This is a genomic window from Salirhabdus salicampi (assembly GCF_024259515.1).
In the GTDB taxonomy this organism is placed as follows: domain Bacteria; phylum Bacillota; class Bacilli; order Bacillales; family Alkalibacillaceae; genus Salirhabdus_A; species Salirhabdus_A salicampi.
Genome location: NZ_JANBWE010000004.1, coordinates 1 through 20,149, shown reverse-complemented (window position 1 = coordinate 20,149; position 20,149 = coordinate 1). Strand labels below are relative to the sequence as shown.

Sequence of the window (20,149 nt, the reverse complement as noted above, 5' to 3'; positions counted from 1 at the left end):
TCACCATTATAAATGAGAAGTGATAAAGGAAAAGGACTTGTTTTCTGTACTTTTTTACGATTTTCTTCACTTTTTTAAGATTTCGCCCTGGAATTGCTTTGGGGATTTCGATGTATGTTTTTTAAACACCCTACTAAAATAATTTGGGTCTTTATATCCAATCATGAAACAAATTTCTTTTAAACTATGTTTATTTTGTTGTAATAGTTCAATCGCACGCTCCATTCGAATATGCGTGACGTATTCAATGAAGGTTTGGTTCGTCTCTTCTTTGAACAATACCGATAAATAACTCGGGCTTAAGTCTACAAGGGCAGCTGCATCTTCCAAAGTCATAGAATGATGGTAATTTTCTTTAATATATTGTTGTACCCTTTCAATATAGCGCTGGGATTTTTGTACGTGTTGAATGTGGGTCGTACAAAGTCGAACCAGCTTTTCCCACTCTGCTTCATCTAATATATTTTGAAACTTAAAGTCGTCGAGTAGTTGCTGAAGGCCTTCCACATTGTGTTTCATATGAAAAAAGATTTCCCGCACATCATCTTCGTCCAGTTTGTTCAGGCAATTTTTCATTTCTAACATCGCTCGTTGTTCGTCACCTAATTGCAAGGCGGAGAAAAAAGCCTTTTTACAGTCTTCTGATTTATGCTGTTTACGATAAAAACCATATGACTGATTCCGGCTTTTTAATTGCTGTGTTGCTAATACCGCTTCATTGTAAGATTTCAAAGCATCTTTTAAATAGTGATAGGAACAACCGATTCCGACAACTACGTCAGGGGCACGGTGGTACATTGATTTGGCTACCTCTTGTAACTGCTGACGCTTTAACTCCTGTTCGGTAAATAGAAAGATGATAAGTTGTCCGTTTTGAAACGTAAACAGAGAGGGGACCGCCAATGACTTCGCAAGCCATTGTTCCCAGTTTGATAGATTTTCTTTCTCTACACGGTCTATGGCCATACAAACGATATAGTGAGTTCCCGGGAACAGCTCTTTCTGCATTTGCTTTACTTGATCATCGATTTCGTTATGAAGGAGTTTGTATAAGAATTGCTGCTTCTTAATATGATTCGATTCAACCTCCATCTTCCGTTCCTCTTCAATTTCCTTTTTCATGCGATGAATCGCTTCAACTAATTCCTCTTTTTTACTCGGCTTTAAAATATATTCTTTCACCCCCATTTTCATAGCTTTTTTGGCGTAATCAAAGTAATTGTAGGCACTCATAATGATAAACTTCATATGAGGCTTTTCCTTACGAATGGCCTCAATCGCTTGCAGTCCATCTATTCCTGGCATTTTAATATCGACAATCATAAAATCAACATCTTCGTTTCGCGCCATTTCAATCGCGACACGTCCATTCGGTGCTTCCCCAACAACATGTATATTCGGAAAACTATCCTCCAGAAACTTCTTCAGCACCTTCCGCTCTAGATACTCATCCTCTGCAACGACAACGTTCATTATTTATCCACCTCTTCTATCGTCTTTGGTAATCGCAAACGGATCGTAGTTCCTCTATATAATTGGGAATCAATTTCTACAACGTTCTCTTCTTGATAAAACAGCTGCAATCTCCGGATTACATTTCGCAGTCCAAGCCCTGTCGAATGGCCAACATGGTCGTCATGATCATCATCATTTTGAATGTTTTGGAATTTATCGATTAATTCTTCAGACATGCCTACCCCATTATCTTCTATTTCAACGACGACCTTCTCTTTTTCCTCAAAGATGTGCAATCCAATAACACCACCATCTTCCTTTCCTTCAATCCCGTGAATAAAAGCATTTTCGACTAACGGTTGCAGAGTCAGCCGTGGAATAGGAATAGTTAAGTTGTCCGTTTCTATCCTCTTCGTAAATTTCATTCGGTCCGCAAATCGGGTCGATTGGATATATAAATACTCGTGTACAACCTCTACTTCATCTTTTAACGTAACGGATTTCCGTAAATCTCCTAAACTATGGCGTAACAAAACAGAAACAGCTTCAATTAATTTCGAAGTGTTACGGGCATTTTCCAGGTAAGCCATCCTCGAAATCGTATTTAACGTATTAAATAAGAAATGTGGATTAATTTGGTTTTGCAAATGTTTCAGTTCCAATTCTTTCAGAAGGCGATCCAGCTCGGACTTTTCTTTCATTTCTTCTATTAAATTACGAATGTTTTTCCGCATATCGTTAAACGTCGTTCCAAGCAGCTTTAATTCATCATTTGATTTAATCTTAATGTCGGGGCCTTCTAATACCCCAGACGCAACCTCCTGAGCTGCATTCGATAACGTTTGGATCGGTTTGTTCATACTTCGTGAAAACCAAACGGCGAAAAATATACCAAGCAAGACCGTCGTTCCAAACAATGAAATGATGAACCATTTAAAATGTTCATGACGTTGTTGCAGTTGCTGGTAGAAATCTTGGTATTCGGTTAACTCCATATCGATTAAATGTAATGTTGTTTCCTGGATATAATTCGCTGTTTGCCGGGTTTCTTTTACGTGTTCTGTATATCGTTCAATATCATGTTTCAATACAAAACCTACGGTTAGTTCACTCTCTTGAAGAAGGGTATCAATTATATGGATATATTGATTCAGTTGAATGGGATCTAGGTGGGTCACTTTCTCTCGAAGTTGTTCCTTATCTTCCATCAGTTTTTGCCGGACATCGTAATATCGCGTTAAATGTGGCGCTGTTTTTTCCACAACGTAAGCATTAACGGTATCATACAATTCATTAGATGTTTGGGAAATCGTATTTAATACGAGAAACCGTTCGATACTTGTATGATATTCATTCATCAACCGATGACTACTAAAATAGATGGTTGTCGCTACGATATTAAACAGTAGAACGAAAAAGAAGAAGTAGAGAATCAATTTACTACGGATCGTTTTCATCGGATTACTCCTCCCTTATACGTTCGATTTAACACATCTTCTCGGTGAATCACTTCTATGTTTGTGAAATGTAACTCAGGCGTATGCTTCCTTTTCATTAAATCCATTAGCACATGAACCCCATTGACACCCATTTCATAAGGTTGTTGAATAACCGTAGCCTGGATCTTCCCCCTTTGAACAAGTCGAATCGTTTCCGGAAGATCATCAAAGGCAATAATATAAGGATGGTTTTTTACATTCATTTGGGTAATTCCTTCATGGATACCTATTCCGTCTAATGCACTCGTTCCAAAAAAAGCGTTAATGTTAGCGTGTTCTTTTAATAATTCATAAGTCGCTTCCGCCGCCCCAACCTTAGTAATGTTTGATTCTCTGATATCAACAATTTCAATACGGTCGTAAGAAGCAATGGCGTCTTGAAAGCCGCTCACTCGTAATTGTTGATTTTTTGATACATTACGTCCCGTAATAACCCCTACATATTGATGCCCTGTTGTATTGTTTACGAGCGCTTCCCCGGCTATATAGCCTGCCTTATAGTTGTTCGTTCCGACATAAGCAAACCGTTCACTTAAAGGGGAATCTGTATCGACAGTGACAATCGGGATTCCCTTTTGACGGGCTTCGTGGACGAGATCATAGAAGCGTTCCACTCCCATCCCTTGGATTAAAATACCATCTACCTTTGCTGCAATCATTTTATCGAGCGTCCGAAGCTGCTCGTCATCGTCGGCTTGCTTTGCTCCTACGTACTCTATATATATATTGTGCTCTTCCGCCGCATCCCGAGCTCCTTGTTCAATGAGCTTCCAATAATCATTGTCAAGTTCTTCCGGTATTAAGGCGATATGGTAATCATAATCACTCGAAACCGTCCTTTCTGTTTCTACATGAAAGGTTTGAAAGCCAAAATATACGGTATACGTGAGACATAGGAAAAACAGTGCAAAACCACTCATATACAACATTACTTGTAGTCGTTTCATGATCTACCACCGATTCTGTTTATTAGATTCTTCTTAATTCGCTACTCTATCATGCATTCCCTTTCATAGAATCTGCGAACCCTACTGGAAACATTTCACATTCTATAAAAAGTTGTGTTTTTATATATCTTTCCATTGTGTAAAAGCGTTTTCAAGTCTATAATAATAATTAATTAAATTAATTTATTACAAACAACTGGAGAGTGAATACCATGTCGAAAAAACTTAGTCTATTATTCTTCCTTCTGCTTATCGTGATAGTAGGATGCAGCAATAACTCCAGCGATGGGGAGAATGACGGGAAGGAAACTGATGAAGCAATGTTTCAAAACCCTGTATATGAACCTGTACTAGCAGACCCATCGGTCATAAAGGCTGATGACGGATACTATTACGCATACGGAACCGAGGATGCTTGGGGAGAACACTCCAACACCGTTTTGGTACCGGTTACAAGGTCGAAAAACTTAATTGATTGGGAGTATGTTGGTCCTGCTTTTGAAACGAAACCGATGTGGAAGGGCTCAGGCAGCATTTGGGCTCCAGATATCCAAAAGTATCAAGATCAATATTACTTGTACTACTCACTATCCATCTGGGGTGATTCAAACCCGGGAATTGGGGTAGCAGTGTCTGACAAGCCTGAAGGACCATTTGAAGATAAAGGGAAAATTTTTGATAGTGAAGAAATTGGTGTTTTCAACTCTATTGACCCATATTTCTATGTAACAGAAGACGGAAGACCTTATATCTTCTGGGGAAGCTTCCACGGCATTTTTGGTGTCCAATTAAGTGAAGATGGATTTGAAGTTGCAGGCGAGAAATTCCAAATTGGCGGATCAGCCTTTGAAGCCCCTTATATCATTGAACGAAATAATAGTTTCTACTTCTTCGGATCCCTCGGGTCTTGTTGTGAAGGTGAAAACAGCACGTATCATGTTGCCGTTGCAAAAGCGGATAACATCGAAGGGCCATATTTCGATAAAGATGGCAATGACATTAAATATTCACCAGGAACAACCATTTTAAAAAGACAAGCAGACGGTAACTATGTAGGTCCAGGTCATAACGCAATCGTTCAGGATGACGCAGGAACGGATTGGATTTTATACCATGCTATCAACAAAGAAGATGACAAGCTTTGGACAGGAGCAAGTCGTCGCCCACTTATGTTAGACCCTATCGTGTGGGAAGACGGTTGGCCAACTGTAAAAAATCAAGAACCGAACACCGAGCTACAGCCAGCCCCAGTCTTGAACGATTAATCGTTCAAGACTGATCATAAAGGGGGTGGTGGACAGCATAAGTATCCGCAATACGAGCAAGGGAACATATTACAAAATAGGAGGCTACAAATCGATGAAGAAAATTGCAAACGCTTTATTAATTGCTGCATTAACGATTTTTTCTAGTATCGCTGTATTTGCTGAAACAGTAGACAAGGATAGTTGGGGGCCATCCAGCACTGGTGCTATCGTTTACGGTCAATGGGATATCGCTGATGATGGCACAGTAACAAGTACATTAAGCCCTGGTTGGAATCAAATTTATAATGGGAATCATGATGCAACAGACTTTACAGTAAAAGCTGATATTAAATGGCTTGAAACTGGTTCTGCGGAATTTCCAAAGTTCGGACTTATCACTACTTTTCAAGATGTAAATAACATGACTGCTGCATTCTTAGATAAGCAATTTAATGTACTTGCAATATTTGCAAAAGTACAAGGTCAAGATGATCAATGGATTAACGTTGACTTACCGGAAGACTTCGATTGGAGCGTTGCTCACGAATTGAAGGTCGTAAAATCTGGCGAGCAGTATGAATATTTTGTAGATGGTGAAAAGTTAACGACACAAGAATTTGCAATCAGTAACGGTGAAATTGGTTTAATTACAGAAGATTCTAAAGCTGAGTTCGCTAACGTTTCTGTTGAATACCCACTACCAGACACTGCAACAAACAGCTATAACACACTTCTTTTCGGAGCATTACTTGTAGCTGCTGGTGGCGCGTTCTTCTTCCTTAACCGGAGAAAAGTGAATGCGTAAGCTGTTAACGTATTTTTCCCTCCTCCTTTTTATAGGAGGGGGAATTTTATTATTATTAGGTGGGTGGCAAATTTATCATGAACATACTAGTGTGGAACGCGCTTTAGAAGAGGCGAAGGAAAAAGCAATGCAACATGGAGAAGAGAATACAGCTAGGGTTGATCAAAGATCGTATAAAGAACGAATGAACTTTACCAAAGGCGATATGATCGGTATCCTTTCTATACCTGCCATTGATAAGGAACTTCCCATTGTAGAAGGGACCGAAGAGGATGAATTAGACAAAGGGGTAGGACACTACTCCATTACTGCTCTTCCTGGTGACCCTAATCAAATCCTTCTTGCCGGTCACCGAAATACCGTTTTTACAGGGCTCGACCAATTACAACCGGGTAGTGAAATTATGGTTCAAATGCCTTACGGGATGTTCACGTACATTATGACGCATACGAAAATTGTTGATGCCCATGACACATCAATCATTAAAACATCTTTAACGGAAGAAGAACTCGTAATATCAACGTGTTACCCATTCAATTATATCGGAGATGCTCCAGAGCGTTATATTATATATGCTTACCCTGCACCAAAATAAAAGGTTCCTGCACTCTATCATGTAGAGAAAGGAATCTTTTATTTTAGCTAAAAATAGGTTGAATTTCTTCACTTTACTTTTATCACACCTCTAAGAAGTTGGTTTAGTATATGTCATCACAAAATGTAATACGGTTACCGAATTAGTAGGGTTCATATATGCATGTTCTACATCACCATTAAACTTTATCGAGTCATACTCATACAGATGATGGTATTCATCCTCTATCTTCACTTTCAATTCCCCTTCCATCACGGTTACATATTCAATAACCCCCATTTGATGAGCACCTGGTGAATATTCACTATTAGGTTTTAAAAAAGCTCTATGTATTTCGAATGAACCGTAATTAGGGGTATCAAAAATAGGTTGTAATGTACAGGCCCCATTGGTACTAACAACATTATTCCCTTCGTTTTTTCTTGAAACAAGCACTTCTTTACCTTCGTTAAGTAATAACGAAATGGGAATTGTAAGTCCGTTAGCTATTTTCCAAATAACAGTAAGTGATGGGTTCGCTTCACCTCTTTCAATATTGCCCAATGTTAGTTTGCTTACGTCTGTAATATCAGCTAATTCTTGTAAACTCATTTTTCGCTCTTGCCTAATTCTCCTTAACGTTTCACCAACCTGTCGAGCCAATCTTTCTGCATCTTTGGAATGATTTGTTTTCCCCATATGTCAAACCCCTATCTTTTTGGTTTTTATGGTATATTATAATTAACCAACAATAAATTTTATTATACCCCTATAAATTAAAAAAGGTGGTACATTTATGAAAGAAATATTCATTGGCATTTTAGCTTCTATGTTCTTCGCGGTAACATTCATTTTAAACCGATCTATGGAGCTTGCGGGAGGAAGTTGGATATGGAGTTCATCTTTACGATTCCTATTTATGCTCCCATTTCTATTTTTTATTGTACTGCTACGACACAACTTAAAACAACTCCTGCACGAAATGTTAAAACACCCTCTACAATGGCTATGTTGGAGCTTCGTTGGATTCGGATTATTTTACGCACCGTTAACATATGCTGCAGCATATGGCCCAGGCTGGCTGGTTGCTGGAACGTGGCAGCTAACGATTGTAGCCGGGACTTTATTAGGCCCTTTTCTCACTAAAACCATTCAAACAGAAGACGGCCCCCAAAAAGTAAGGAATAAATTCCAAACTAAAGCTTTAAGTATTTCACTAATGATTCTGTTCGGGGTTACTCTTATTCAAATACCAAAAGCCAATCATTTACATGTAGTTGAATTAATCATGGGTATCCTCCCTGTAGTCATTGCGGCATTTGCCTACCCTCTAGGGAACCGGAAAATGATGGAGGTGTGTAGCGGTAAACTTGATACATTTCAAAGAGTGCTTGGGATGACATTAGCAAGTTTACCGTTTTGGCTCGTTCTTAGTACTGTTGGTTTGCTGAAAGTAGGTGGTCCTACTTCTGACCAACTGATTCAATCTTTGATTGTAGCCATTTGTTCTGGTGTCATCGCAACAACTTTATTTTTTATAGCAACAGACAGGGTGAAAGATAATCAGGGTAAATTAGCAGCAGTTGAAGCTACACAGTCTACTCAAGTATTATTTGTAATGATTGGTGAGGTTCTGATCTTATCCACTCCTATACCTAGCGACTTGGCTATCACTGGACTTTGTATCATTATTATAGGTATGTTTCTTCATAGCTATTTCACTAAAAACATGAATACCCAATCAACCCCTATACGACTAAAGAAAAGTTAAGAACAAACTACTTTCGCAATAATTTCCATGACAATACAATACATTTGTTTTCCCAGTCTCCAGTTTCATCGTAATGTTATTTACATCACGAATAAAAAAGCAAGTACACTTGAACGTGTACTTGCTCCTCATCAGTCGATTATCCCTTTTCCGTACCGCCGAGTTGACGAAGGAATTGACGGAATGCTTGTTGCCCTTCTTCATTGCGTTTAAACACACCAGCATGCTCTAAAATCGTTGCGAAAATATGACCAACTTCCTCTTGTAAGATGGCTTCCATTGATTGCGGTGAACGTTCCTCATGCTTGGCGGCTAAAGACTTCGCCCATTCGAGGTGTTTGACGACTTCCTCATCTTGTTGAACTTGATCTTCCCAATTCGGCTGTACTAAATAGTTGGCTAACCGCTTCAATTCATCTTGCAAACGACCAGGTAATACTGCAAGCCCCATAACTTCAATAAGACCAATGTTTTCTTTCTTAATGTGGTGCACTTCCTCATGTGGATGGAAAATGCCCATCGGATGTTCTTCACTTGTTCGGTTATTACGAAGAACGAGGTCTAATTCAAACAGATCCCCTCTTCTTCTCGCAATCGGTGTAATCGTATTATGTGGTATATCATCTGTAAATGCATACACATCCACATTCGGATCACTATATTCCTTCCAGCTCTGTAAAATGTGCTCCGCCAGCTCTGACACTTGTTCACGATCTTTCCCTTGTAAACGGACGACAGACATCGGCCATTTTACGATGCCTACATTGACGTCCGGGTATGAAGCAATCGTAAATTGTCGCTCGATATCAGCGATTGCCATCGGAAAGTCATGATGCCCACCTTGGAAATGATCATGGCTTAAGATAGAACCACCGACAATTGGTAAGTCTGCATTGGAACCTAAGAAATAATGAGGGAACTTTTCCGTAAATGCCAATAAATGATCAAAAGTACGCTTCGAAATTTTCATCGGTTCATGCTTATCGTAAAAAACAATCGCATGTTCGTTGTAATAAACATATGGTGAAAATTGAATGTGCCACAGTTCCTCATTCAACGTCACAGGAATGGTGCGATGGTTTTGACGTGCAGGGTGGTTCACCCGGCCTGCAAAACCGACGTTTTCTTTACATAACAGACAGCTCGGGTAGTTCGTTTGTTTCACAGACTTCGCCGCGGCAATCGCCTTCGGATCCTTTTCCGGCTTGGATAAATTAATCGTAATTTCGATATCACCGTACTCTGTTCCTACTGTCCAATGTTCATTTTTCGCAATTCGATCTTGGCGAATATAATGGGACGCCTTTGACATTTGATAAAAGTTTTCCGTTGCCGCTTTCGGCCCTTCCTGTTCATATAAGTCTTTGAAATCGCGAATGACTTCCGAAGGACGCTTTACAAACGCAGCCATAATCTTCGTATCTAGTAAATCTCTGAACGTAACCGTATTTTCTTGTAGCAGCCCTTGCGCTGCTGCCCAATCGAGAATACGCTCTAAAATGTCGGACGGTTGGTTCGGCACTTCCTCCCCTGTTACGTCGACCTGTTCCCAATCTTCGAGACGAAGAATTTCCAGAATGCGGTTTCTCGTATACACAACATCTTCCTCATGAATTAATTGCTGTGATAAACCGTATTGGATCAGGCGCTCAATATCTTCATAGATGTTCATTTTATACACCCTTTCTTACTATCAATCGTTTATTGTTCATATCCATTCGGGTGATTTTGGTGCCACTTCCACGCTGTTTCAATCATTTGCTCTAACGTATTGAAACGTGGCTGCCAATGTAATTCTTTCTTCGCCTTTTCAGAGGATGCGACAAGCTTAGCAGGGTCGCCCGCTCTTCGTGGCGCAACTTCGGCTGGAATGTCATGCCCAGTGACTTGGCGTGCAACATCAATTACTTCTTTCACGGAAAAGCCATTGCCATTTCCTAAATTACATGTCAAGCTTTCTCCACCTGCCCGTAACTTTTCAATCGCCAAAATATGGGCATCTACTAAATCGGATACGTGAATGTAATCACGAATACAAGTGCCATCCGCTGTATTGTAATCATCCCCGAAAATCATAATTTTCTCCCGCTTGTTTAAGGCTACTTCTAAAATAATCGGAATTAAGTGTGTTTCCGGCTGATGATCTTCTCCAATATCCTCAGTTGGATGAGCACCTGCCACGTTAAAGTAACGCAACACGACGTAACGTAGTCCGTGTGCCTGCTCTGCCCATTTCAACATTTTTTCAATCGCCAGCTTTGTTTCCCCATAAGGATTTGTTGGTACAGTAGGATCTGATTCTTGAATAGGGATTGTCGTTGGTTCCCCATATGTTGCCGCTGTCGACGAAAATACAATTTTATCAACTCCGTGCTTCGTCATCACCTTCAGTAACGATAAAGCACCATTTACGTTATTATCATAGTATTGTAACGGCTGCTCCATACTCACACCTACGAGGGAGTCCGCCGCAAAGTGCATAACTGCTTCTATATCATTTTCCTGAAACACTTGATTTAAAAATGCTTCATCCCGTAGATCCCCTTCGTAGAAACGGGCATCCTTCAAAATTGCTTCTTTATGACCAGTTTGTAAGTTATCAACGACGACAACCTCTTCACCTTTTGCTAATAAATCCGCTACAGCGTGACTTCCAATGTAGCCAGCGCCACCACATACTAAAACTGCCATCTCTTTTCCTCCTTACATCCCTTACGAATGGTTTAACACTAATTCCCGAGCACCGTCACCAATTTCCACTTCGTAAAAGTCAGCTTTTAGACCTGTTGCATCCTCATACTGTTTGCCAACTTGTGCTTTAAACGGTTCCACTTTATCCTTCTCTACGATGGTAATCGTACAACCACCAAATCCTGCACCTGTCATACGGGAACCAATTACACCTTCTACCGCCCAAGCCGCTTCGACTAAAGCATCAAGCTCTTTACCGGTCACCTCATATAGGTCACGTAATGATTTATGAGAGTCATTCATCAGTTTTCCAAAAGCAGCAATATCACCTTGCTTTAATTTCGTGACTGCTTCTTGTGTTCGATGGTTTTCATAAACAGCATGCTCTGCCCGCTTGCGGCGAACGTCATCTTTAATTGCATCTTTATGTTGTTCAAACTGCTCAACCGTAAGGTCGCCTAATGACGTAATGTTTACGACTGTTTGCAATTCTGCTAATGCTTGCTCACATTGTTGGCGACGTTCATTATATTTCGAATCGGCTAACCCTCTTCGTTTATTCGTATTCGTAATAATGAGGGCTTCATTTTGTAATTTGACTGGGCTATACGTGTAGCTTAATGTATCGCTATTCAATAATACGGCTTGATCTTTTTGACCCATTCCGATTGCAAATTGATCCATAATTCCGCAGCTAACGCCGATGAATTCGTTTTCCGCTTGTTGGCTGATTTTCACTAACTCAATCATACTCACATTCAATTGTCCAAGCTCATTTGCGAGGACAGCTGTTGCAAGCTCAATCGATGCGGATGAGGATAGGCCAGCTCCGTTCGGAATGTTTCCGAAAAACAAGACGTCAAAGCCGTACTCAATGTTGAGGTTCCGCTGTTGCATAATGCGAATAACACCCTTCGGATAATTCGCCCAATCATGCTTTTTATCGTACGTAATATCATCTAAATGAAAGTGAATAACCCCAATATCTTCGAAGTTTTTCGAATACATCCGTACTTGCCGGTCCGTACGTTGTCTTACAATCGCATATGTCCCCACCGTTAGCGCACACGGGAATACGTGACCACCATTGTAGTCTGTATGCTCGCCGATTAAATTGACCCGGCCTGGGGCAAAGAATACACGCACAGGTTCATTTGTTTGATACAACTGATGGAAGTCTTCTGTTAATTGTTTATACATGCTGAATCACCTTCTTTGGCGGAGTCTATTTATTCATTCATATTCATGCTTGGTCTTGTCATGCACAACTGAATGCAGTGTTTACCTGATTTTTACTTACTCGTTTCCTCTGAAAAAGGAAAGAGAGTAGGGAGAACATTCCCTACCCCCCTCTTATTTTTGATCATTAATTTCTTTAATTTTGGTTAAATCACATTTCGGTTTACGGTCATACGTTAGCAATCCATTAATCTCTTGTTCTACGTCTGTAATCTGCGTATAACAGAAACCTTGTACAACTGGAGAGTTTAATAGTGCCTCTGTTTGACGGCGGTATTCTTCAATCAATGCTTCACCAGATGTTACCGAAGAGTAACCCCAACCTCTTGTTTCATCAACCTTGTACGCAATTCCACCATACTCAGTAATGACAATTGGCTCACCACGGTAATCAAATCCGTTCGCATAAATAGGACGGTCTGCTGGAGTTGTCGATACAGCACTTTCAACAGATTCATACGCTTTTTCCATCGCTTCTGCAGATGAATAGTTATGAATACCACAAATGTCAGAAATCGTATGCTCCCACCCATCATTGGATAGTACCGGACGAGTTGTATCTAGTGATTTCGTTAAATAGTACATGGCTAGAGAGTGATCCTGCTGTTGCTTTTCACGGGCAACACGGGAGATTCCCCAGCTTTCGTTTAATGGTAACCAAACTACGATACTTGGGTGGTTGTAATCACGTTTGACTGCTTCGGCCCATTCAGCTGTAATGCGGCGGGCACCCTCTTCCGAGTATTCAGATGCATTCGCCATTTCTCCCCATACGAGGAAGCCAAGCTTATCTGCCCAGTATAGGTAGCGTGGATCTTCGACTTTTTGGTGTTTACGTGCACCGTTAAAGCCCATTTCCTTCGCTAGTTCGATATCCTTTTTCAAGTCTTCATCCGTCGGAGCAGTTAGCAATCCTTCCGGGAAGTATCCTTGGTCAAGGACGAGCTTCTGATAGTACGTATGGTTGTTAATTTTAAACACACCATCTTCAATCGATACTTTACGCATACCGAAATAGCTCTCAACTTCGTCACGAACTTTGTTTTCAGAAACAAGCTGAAGTTTTACATCGAATAAATTCGGGTTTTCTGGTGTCCAATACCAGCCTGGTCCGTGAATGTTACTACGATCTGTAAAGCGGTTCCGTAAGTTAAAGCTGCGCTTAAGATAGGTTTCAAATAATTGAATCGTTTCCGATACAATCACTTGTCCTTGAAAAGAAATGTCAACTTGCAGCTTACTAGAATCGGTAATGGGTCCGACAAATTCTGCTTCTAAATCAATGTCACCACGGTCCACTTGTGGAGTCCAACGAATGTAGTCGATCCGTTGCTGGTCCACAGGCTCCATCCAAACGGTTTGCCAAATGCCTGTCGTTCTCGTGTAAAAAATGGACTCTGATTGTTCATGCCAATATTGCTTTCCACGTGGAATCGTCACATCTTCAGAAGGGTCCTCTACTCGTACGACAAGCTCATTACCCGCATCCTTTAATACGTGCGTAATGTTTGCTGAGAACGGTACGTTTCCACCTTCATGGAATGTAATTAGCTCACCGTTTACATATACCCATGCACGATAGTCAACTGCACCGAAGTGAAGAATAATATCTTTTCCGTTCCACTCTTGCGGAATATTTAGTTCACGCTTATACCAAACAACATCGTGGAAGGTCGGATCGCCAATCCCGCTTTTTTTCGCTTGATATGCGAAAGGTACAACAATCTTTTGTCCAGTCGGGAATGATTCTTTATACCACTGTTCAGTTAAGCCATTATTTTCATCATCAAATGCAAAATCCCATTCACCGTTTAAGTTCACCCACTCATTCCGAACGAATTGTGGACGCGGATACTCATTTCGAATTTCTGCCATAGTCTATTACCTCCAAAGTTGCAAATTACTTAATTCCTGATTGTGTAATCCCTTTAATTAAGTGCTTCTGTCCAATTAAGAAGAGAATTAAAATTGGAACAGTAGCGATCGTTGTTAATGCCATTAGTTTACCGTAAGAAGATACGAAACTTCCTTGTTGCATGATCGCAATACCTGTTGTGATCGTACGCATTTCCGGTGAACTTGTCGCAACAAGCGGCCACAGGAAGTCGTTGTAAATCGTCATAAATGAGAAGATTGCTAGTGTCCACATAATCGGACGTGCTGATGGTAGTACAACCTTCGTGAAAATTTGCCACTTATTGGCGCCATCCAAGTACGCTGCTTCTTCCAGTTCCTTCGGGAAGCCTTTGAAAAATTGGAAGAGTAAAAATACACCAAAAGCATTTGCTGAATAAGGTAAAATTAACGCCGCATACGTATCGAGTAGTCCTAGATGACTAAACTCCATATATAGTGGTAAGAACGTAATAACCCAAGGAATCATTAATGTGCTGACAAACATTGCAAACAATGTCTTTTTGAACGGTACATCCAGCCGTGCTAAAGCGTAAGCCGCCAGTGCATCAATAAACACGATGATCAATGCTCCAGATACACCAACAAAGATTGAGTTAAACATCCATTTCAAAACAGGTACACTAAGTCCGTCACCGAGAAGTGTGTAAACATAGTTATCAATTATGAAATCTTTTGGTAAAAAGTTTAATCCACCTGCAATTGCTTCAAAATCATTTTTAAATGATGTAGCAACCATCCAAGCTAACGGAAGGATGAAAAGAAGAGCAATTACCGATGCCAGGGAAATTAAGAAAATCTTTTTGCTTCTACTTATCATCATTGATCCCCCTTCTGACCGGCTTTAGATATTTTAAATTGAACAATGGAAACGATAATCATAATTAAAGCCATAATAATCGCCATTGCAGAGGCAGATCCTAACTGTCGCTCTTCAAACGCTTGTTCTACAATGCCCATTAATAATACATTGGTAGAGTCACCAGGACCCCCGCCTGTCATTAAATAAGGCTGTCCGTAAACGTTAAAGGAGGCAATCGTTGACGTAATTACAACGAATAACATAATTGGTCGAATGGATGGGAGTGTAATGTTAACGAATTTGCTCCATGCTCCAGCTCCATCGATAGATGCTGCTTCGTACAGTGATTCCGGTACTTCATTTAACGCATTAATGAAAATAATCATGTTGAAACCGATTGTCCACCATACCGTTGCAGCTACGATGGAGATCCATGCACCTGGTTGGCTCGTTAGCCACGGAATTGGATCAAAACCTAATTTCATTAAGAAGTTATTTAAAAGTCCTGAGTTTGTATCTAAGATCCATAGCCATAAAATCGAAATAACCGATACAGATATCGCGTATGGAATAAAATAAAATGTGCGGAAAAGACCGCGAATTTTACTTGGTAAGCTGTTCACCAGCAGAGCTAATCCCAGGCCGATAAAGACAAGTAATGGCACTGAGTAAATCACGAACTGAAATGTGTTCCATAAACCTGTGAAAAAGATTTCGTTCACGTAAGAGTTTGGATCGAAAATCTTCTTGTAGTTATCAAGTCCAACAAATGGACGGTCCTTTGAAAGTAATCCGTATTTATGAAAACTAATGTAAACACCATAGATTAAAGGTATTAATAAGAAAGCCGTAAACATTACTAGGTAAGGCAAGACGAATAACGAGGAGGTTAGTTGTGACTTACGTTTCCTGCTCCATTTTGTTTTCTTTTCAGCGGAAGCGTTAAGTTCCTTTTTCCCGTTTACTTCCTCGGTGTTCTGTTCCGACTGTTGATTGAATTTCAATGTATTCACCCCGATTTCTAGCCTTGGTCAGTCATTTTTTTGAAAAGAGAGAGCAGGTATTTAACCTGCTCTTTTTTTCATTATTGTTGATCTAATACTTCACTTGCTTTACGTTGTGCTTTTTCCAACGCATCTTCTACACTTTCTTGTCCAAGTAGTGCAGAGTTTACAGCATCCATTAGTGGATTAACCGCTTGACCCCAACCTACAACTTTTGGATTGAATGTTACATAGTCAAACTGTTTTGCAACTTGCGGCTGTTGTTTCATTTGTTGGAATTCGTCACTTTCGTATACAGCTTTCGATGCAGGAGCTTGTCCTGATTCAGCCCAAGCCATACCATTGTCACCAACGAATTTGAAGAAGTCAGTAATACCTTCTACTTTCTCGTCACTTACACTGTTTGGAATAACGAAGTTGTGTGAGTTTCCGTATACTGCCTGCTGCTCTGTACCTAACTGTGGAACTGGAGCTACACCGAAGTTAAGACCAGCGTCTTCCCACTGTTGTAACATCCAAGGACCATTTAAGTGCATAGCGTTACGTCCTTGAAGGAATAGAGTGACTTCGCCATCTTGAGACACGTTAGATGGTGATACTTCGTGCTTATTAATTAAATCAACTTGGAACTGAAGCGCTTCTTTAACGGCAGAAGAATTGTAGTTGACTTCGCCATCTTTATAAAGCTCTCCACCATTTTGCGCTACGATTGTAGGGAAAATGAAATGTTGCGGCCATAAAGTTGGTACAACAAAACCAAACTGTTGTTTATCTGCATCTGTTAATGCTTTCGCATACTCAAGAAACTCTTCACGGTTCGTTGGAGGAGAATCAGGATCTAGGCCTGCTGCCTCGAACATGTCTTTGTTCCAGTAGAACATTAACGGGTGAATATCCAATGGTACACCGTAAATGCTTCCGTCAACAGATACGCCATCCCATGCACTTTCGTGATACTGTTCTTTCGTAACTGTATCGCCAATGACGTCATCTAAGTTTTTCAATACGTCTTGTGTTGCGTAAGTGATAATTTGGTCACCGTGCATAACAAGAACGTCCGGCTTACTTTTATCACCGTTTAAAGCTAAGTCAACTGTTTTATAGTATTCAGATTGTGGTACGATTTGAAAATCTACAAAGTATTTCTCTTGAGAGTTGTTGTACTCATCAACAATTTGCTTCATTTTCGGTCCATCAGGTCCTGAGAATGGTGCCCATAATGAAAGTTTAATTGCATCTTCTGGTGCTTCGCTGCCTTTTTCTTCGCCACCGTTACCACCACAAGCTGCTAATGCGATTACTAGCAAACTAGCAAATAGGAACAGCGACCATTTCTTAAGATTTTTCATTGTGAAAGTTCCCCCTCTTTTTCTAGCTGTTTTCCCTTACCGGAAACCGCTTTCAAGTAATGTAAAAAAATATGGTGTTTAATTAGTTAATTTATTTAATTAACTTAACTAGAGTGTAATATGAAATCGTTTACTTGTCAATAACTTATCTCACTAAAATATCAGGACGTTGATAGATTTTATTTCCAACTTTGACAGATTGATAAACCCAATCCCCTGTGTGGGTCATAAACTCGATACCTTCGCTCGTTACGAGGATCGTATCTTCTGATTTTACCCCTGGTAGTGCTGGGTTCCATGCAAATGCCTGATTCTCTTGAATGATCATATCTGTATCTGGTGTTGCTAAAAATTCACGGGATTTATAGCCGGTCAACCCACCTTGGTGAAGCAATTTCCAATCCTCCGGAAACCCTTCCGCTTCATATTGCGCAATACCAGCTTGAACAACATCACCAATACGTACACCCGGCTTTGTCGCAAGATTCATCGTTATATCAATTCTAGCGACTTGTTCTTTATGCTGTACTAATTCTTCGGGCAGTTCTCCGAAGTAAACAAAACGTGTAGCATTCGCAACTAAACCGCCATCTTCGGCACAAATGACAACCATTGCTTGCTTTTCCAGCTTTTTATCCGTTGGAATTGGGTGTCTGTACTTATAAATACGCTCATCTGTCGAGACGAGAGCGACTTGTACGTTAACTCCTTTCGCCATCGCTTTGCTAGATAAGAGCGCTGCAATTTCATGCTCGGTCTGTCCTGGTGTGATTTCTTTACAAGTAGACTCCACTGCTTCCGCTGCGATTTGGCAAAGTTCTTTATAACGCGTTTGCTCATCTTCTGACAGCACGGACCGTACGGAAGTAAGGTCACCTTCTACAATGTCCCAATCTTTAAACGGAACATCTGAAGCCATTCGCTTTCCTTCCGTTAATTCCTCGATGACATGATCTGTCCCTTTGTACCAATCATCTACTGCAACCTCTACATCAAACGGAAAGTGAGCACATTCTTCTTCAATAATGCGTCGTTCTTCCATCTTTAATGTAACGACATACACCTTATCTTGGAAGATTAATAAGTCTGCGACCCCGTCTTCTGTTGCATGCACGATATGGTTTCGCCTTCCCCCTGTAACCCAAGAGAAGTTATGTTTTTTTCTTAGGAAGATCCCATCATAATCGTTATCTTTTAGAAATGTTTGTACTTTTTGTAGTGACATCTTCTTCCTCCTTTTAGTATGATAGAGTTACATTTGAAATCGCTTACGAACATATTTGTAACCGATTGCACAGAACATCATAACGTTGTTTTATAAAATTAATTAAATTAATTAAATTAATTAATTAATATGTTATAATACGAATATGAGATTGGCAAGTATTTTTTAAATCGTGAGAAAAAGTTGATGAATAGATTTTCTAGTAAAATGTGAAAGGGAGATTGGATGCAGGGATTAAGGGGTAGTTTTCAATTAATGAAATCGTTAAACCGATCAGTGATTTTGAATAAAATTCGATCTGATGGTCCAATATCACGGGCTGAAATTGCAAAGCAAACGAAATTAACACCACCTACTGTTAGCAACTTAGTCAAAGAGTTACTGAATACCGGTATTATTGTAGAAAGCAGTCAGGGGGAATCCGTTGGCGGTGGTCGAAAGCCGACAATGCTTGAATTGAATGCAAATAACTTCTATATTATCGGTTTAGATGTAGGTCCGACTCATTTACGTACCGTAATGTCGGACTTAGCGGGGAATCCTGTGGAAACGTTTAAATCTGCTATACCGAGTAATTTAACAAATGATGAACTTCTCGATTTAATGAGACAAGCCGTTTCGTCTATATTAGAGAAGTATAAAAAGGATAAAGACAAATTCATCGGTATCGGGGTCGGCATGCACGGTGTTGTCGATGTAAACAACGGGGTAGGATTATTCGCTCCTAGCTTAAAGTTATCAGACATTCCGATTAAAGAAGTCTTTGAAGAAGAATTTCATATGATCGTAAAAGTGGAGAACGACGCCCGGGTGCTGGCATTGGGAGAGTCATGGTTCGGGCAAGGCAACGGATCCAAAAATGTGATTACCGTAAACGTCGGTCGTGGCATCGGTGCCGGTATTATCCTTGATGGGAAACTGTTTTACGGGAAGCATTTTATCGCCGGTGAAATTGGACATATGACGATTGATATTGGCGGACCCCGTTGTGATTGCGGCAACTTCGGCTGCTTGCAAACATTAGCAGCCGGACCGGCAATTGCTGAACGGGCATTGAAGGAACTATCAATCGGAAGAGAAAGTATGTTAACCGATATGGTCGAAAACTTAGATGATATTGACGGAAAGATTGTTTCAATGGCGGCGAATCAAGGTGATCCGTTAAGTATAGATCTGATCCAACAAACAGGCCGTTATTTAGGCATCGGCTTAACGAATTTAATCCACACGTTAAACCCAGATAAAATTATTATTGGTGGCGGTGTTGCCGATGCAGGTGACTTACTCCTCTCCAGCATAAAAGAAACGATCAACAAACGATTAATTACGAATGCTGCCAAGGAAACGGATATTGTCCGTTCAAGCTTAGGTGAATACGGAACAGCAATGGGTGCTAGTGCATTAATCTTTGTAGAGCTATTCACAGCTAGCAGTTATCGGTAATCATAAGGCAGTGAAGGAACTTCCCTTCACTGCTTTTTCCTTTTCTCCATTCTCCCCTGTGACTGCTAAACTAAATGTAACAGTTTCCGCTTGATAAGATTTAACACTTCTTGTCCATTAAGACTCTGGTGACTCTCCAAGAGATCCAGGAAAAAAACTAATTTTTCTTCTTAGACACTAGATA

General features: G+C 40.3%; 17 protein-coding genes. 5 read left to right on the top strand and 12 right to left on the bottom strand.

Annotated features, from left to right (window positions below):
- Positions 1-66 precede the first annotated feature (66 nt).
- The 3 genes from NLW78_RS12025 to NLW78_RS12015 are packed head-to-tail and all read right to left on the bottom strand — an operon-like array spanning position 67 to position 3,901.
- Entirely contained in the window at positions 67-1,473 is a 1,407-nt protein-coding gene (locus NLW78_RS12025; protein ID WP_254497394.1) for a response regulator, read from the bottom strand.
- On the bottom strand, positions 1,473-2,912 hold the full coding sequence (locus NLW78_RS12020; protein ID WP_254497393.1) for a sensor histidine kinase: 1,440 nt from the start codon (positions 2,910-2,912) through the stop codon (positions 1,473-1,475). Before NLW78_RS12020 ends, NLW78_RS12025 begins: the two co-directional genes overlap by 1 nt.
- Entirely contained in the window at positions 2,909-3,901 is a 993-nt protein-coding gene (locus NLW78_RS12015) for a sugar-binding protein (RefSeq protein WP_254497392.1), read from the bottom strand. The genes NLW78_RS12020 and NLW78_RS12015 overlap by 4 nt, the downstream gene beginning before the upstream one ends.
- A 212-nt stretch (positions 3,902-4,113) precedes the next feature.
- Here NLW78_RS12015 and NLW78_RS12010 point away from each other — a divergent pair, with 212 nt between their 5' ends.
- The 3 genes from NLW78_RS12010 to srtD all read left to right on the top strand — a co-directional run bounded on the left by NLW78_RS12010 (position 4,114) and on the right by srtD (position 6,548).
- Entirely contained in the window at positions 4,114-5,166 is a 1,053-nt protein-coding gene (locus tag NLW78_RS12010) for a DUF5005 domain-containing protein (RefSeq protein WP_254497391.1), read from the top strand.
- 94 nt (positions 5,167-5,260) lie between these two features.
- Complete coding sequence (locus NLW78_RS12005) at positions 5,261-5,953, top strand: LPXTG cell wall anchor domain-containing protein (RefSeq protein ID WP_254497390.1); 693 nt, start codon at positions 5,261-5,263, stop codon at positions 5,951-5,953.
- The gene (gene srtD, locus NLW78_RS12000) at positions 5,946-6,548 is read left to right on the top strand and encodes a class D sortase, LPxTATN-specific (protein ID WP_254497389.1); all 603 of its coding nucleotides are present in this window, start codon (positions 5,946-5,948) and stop codon (positions 6,546-6,548) included. Before NLW78_RS12005 ends, srtD begins: the two co-directional genes overlap by 8 nt.
- Positions 6,549-6,638: 90 nt before the next feature.
- Here the strand turns inward: srtD and NLW78_RS11995 are convergent, their stop codons facing one another.
- Entirely contained in the window at positions 6,639-7,226 is a 588-nt protein-coding gene (locus NLW78_RS11995; protein ID WP_254497388.1) for a helix-turn-helix domain-containing protein, read from the bottom strand.
- A 97-nt stretch (positions 7,227-7,323) separates the two neighbouring features.
- Here NLW78_RS11995 and NLW78_RS11990 point away from each other — a divergent pair, with 97 nt between their 5' ends.
- Positions 7,324-8,298: a DMT family transporter gene (locus NLW78_RS11990; protein ID WP_254497387.1), complete on the top strand. Its 975-nt coding sequence runs from the start codon at positions 7,324-7,326 to the stop codon at positions 8,296-8,298.
- Positions 8,299-8,437: 139 nt separating this feature from the next.
- Here NLW78_RS11990 and galT read toward each other — a convergent pair whose 3' ends face one another.
- The 8 genes from galT to NLW78_RS11950 form a co-directional block, all read right to left on the bottom strand.
- Positions 8,438-9,970 (bottom strand): UDP-glucose--hexose-1-phosphate uridylyltransferase, encoded by a 1,533-nt coding sequence (gene galT, locus NLW78_RS11985; RefSeq protein WP_254497386.1) that lies wholly within the window; start codon positions 9,968-9,970, stop codon positions 8,438-8,440.
- A gap of 29 nt (positions 9,971-9,999) precedes the next feature.
- Positions 10,000-10,989, bottom strand: coding sequence for a UDP-glucose 4-epimerase GalE (galE, locus tag NLW78_RS11980; RefSeq protein ID WP_254497385.1), 990 nt, complete (start codon positions 10,987-10,989; stop codon positions 10,000-10,002).
- Between the two features lie 21 nt (positions 10,990-11,010).
- Positions 11,011-12,189 (bottom strand): galactokinase, encoded by a 1,179-nt coding sequence (locus tag NLW78_RS11975; protein WP_254497384.1) that lies wholly within the window; start codon positions 12,187-12,189, stop codon positions 11,011-11,013.
- Positions 12,190-12,342: 153 nt separating this feature from the next.
- On the bottom strand, positions 12,343-14,103 hold the full coding sequence (locus NLW78_RS11970) for a glycoside hydrolase family 2 protein (RefSeq protein ID WP_254497383.1): 1,761 nt from the start codon (positions 14,101-14,103) through the stop codon (positions 12,343-12,345).
- Between the two features lie 25 nt (positions 14,104-14,128).
- Positions 14,129-14,962, bottom strand: a complete 834-nt coding sequence (locus NLW78_RS11965) for a carbohydrate ABC transporter permease (protein WP_254497382.1) — start codon at positions 14,960-14,962, stop codon at positions 14,129-14,131.
- Entirely contained in the window at positions 14,962-15,948 is a 987-nt protein-coding gene (locus NLW78_RS11960) for a carbohydrate ABC transporter permease (protein ID WP_254497381.1), read from the bottom strand. The genes NLW78_RS11965 and NLW78_RS11960 overlap by 1 nt, the downstream gene beginning before the upstream one ends.
- A gap of 80 nt (positions 15,949-16,028) precedes the next feature.
- Entirely contained in the window at positions 16,029-17,297 is a 1,269-nt protein-coding gene (locus tag NLW78_RS11955; protein ID WP_254497380.1) for an ABC transporter substrate-binding protein, read from the bottom strand.
- 145 nt (positions 17,298-17,442) lie between these two features.
- Positions 17,443-18,522: a M24 family metallopeptidase gene (locus NLW78_RS11950; RefSeq protein WP_254497379.1), complete on the bottom strand. Its 1,080-nt coding sequence runs from the start codon at positions 18,520-18,522 to the stop codon at positions 17,443-17,445.
- 225 nt (positions 18,523-18,747) lie between these two features.
- On the opposite strand from NLW78_RS11950, the gene NLW78_RS11945 reads away from it, so the two are divergent.
- Positions 18,748-19,965 (top strand): ROK family transcriptional regulator, encoded by a 1,218-nt coding sequence (locus NLW78_RS11945; protein ID WP_254497378.1) that lies wholly within the window; start codon positions 18,748-18,750, stop codon positions 19,963-19,965.
- Positions 19,966-20,149: the final 184 nt, after the last annotated feature.

Coding starts and splice junctions, on each gene's coding strand:
- NLW78_RS12025 (WP_254497394.1), bottom strand. CDS start 1,473: ATGAACGTTGTCGTTGCAGAGGATGAGTATCTAGAGCGGAAGGTGCTG.
- NLW78_RS12020 (WP_254497393.1), bottom strand. CDS start 2,912: ATGAAAACGATCCGTAGTAAATTGATTCTCTACTTCTTCTTTTTCGTT.
- NLW78_RS12015 (WP_254497392.1), bottom strand. CDS start 3,901: ATGAAACGACTACAAGTAATGTTGTATATGAGTGGTTTTGCACTGTTT.
- NLW78_RS12010 (WP_254497391.1), top strand. CDS start 4,114: ATGTCGAAAAAACTTAGTCTATTATTCTTCCTTCTGCTTATCGTGATA.
- NLW78_RS12005 (WP_254497390.1), top strand. CDS start 5,261: ATGAAGAAAATTGCAAACGCTTTATTAATTGCTGCATTAACGATTTTT.
- srtD (WP_254497389.1), top strand. CDS start 5,946: ATGCGTAAGCTGTTAACGTATTTTTCCCTCCTCCTTTTTATAGGAGGG.
- NLW78_RS11995 (WP_254497388.1), bottom strand. CDS start 7,226: ATGGGGAAAACAAATCATTCCAAAGATGCAGAAAGATTGGCTCGACAG.
- NLW78_RS11990 (WP_254497387.1), top strand. CDS start 7,324: ATGAAAGAAATATTCATTGGCATTTTAGCTTCTATGTTCTTCGCGGTA.
- galT (WP_254497386.1), bottom strand. CDS start 9,970: ATGAACATCTATGAAGATATTGAGCGCCTGATCCAATACGGTTTATCA.
- galE (WP_254497385.1), bottom strand. CDS start 10,989: ATGGCAGTTTTAGTATGTGGTGGCGCTGGCTACATTGGAAGTCACGCT.
- NLW78_RS11975 (WP_254497384.1), bottom strand. CDS start 12,189: ATGTATAAACAATTAACAGAAGACTTCCATCAGTTGTATCAAACAAAT.
- NLW78_RS11970 (WP_254497383.1), bottom strand. CDS start 14,103: ATGGCAGAAATTCGAAATGAGTATCCGCGTCCACAATTCGTTCGGAAT.
- NLW78_RS11965 (WP_254497382.1), bottom strand. CDS start 14,962: ATGATAAGTAGAAGCAAAAAGATTTTCTTAATTTCCCTGGCATCGGTA.
- NLW78_RS11955 (WP_254497380.1), bottom strand. CDS start 17,297: ATGAAAAATCTTAAGAAATGGTCGCTGTTCCTATTTGCTAGTTTGCTA.
- NLW78_RS11950 (WP_254497379.1), bottom strand. CDS start 18,522: ATGTCACTACAAAAAGTACAAACATTTCTAAAAGATAACGATTATGAT.
- NLW78_RS11945 (WP_254497378.1), top strand. CDS start 18,748: ATGCAGGGATTAAGGGGTAGTTTTCAATTAATGAAATCGTTAAACCGA.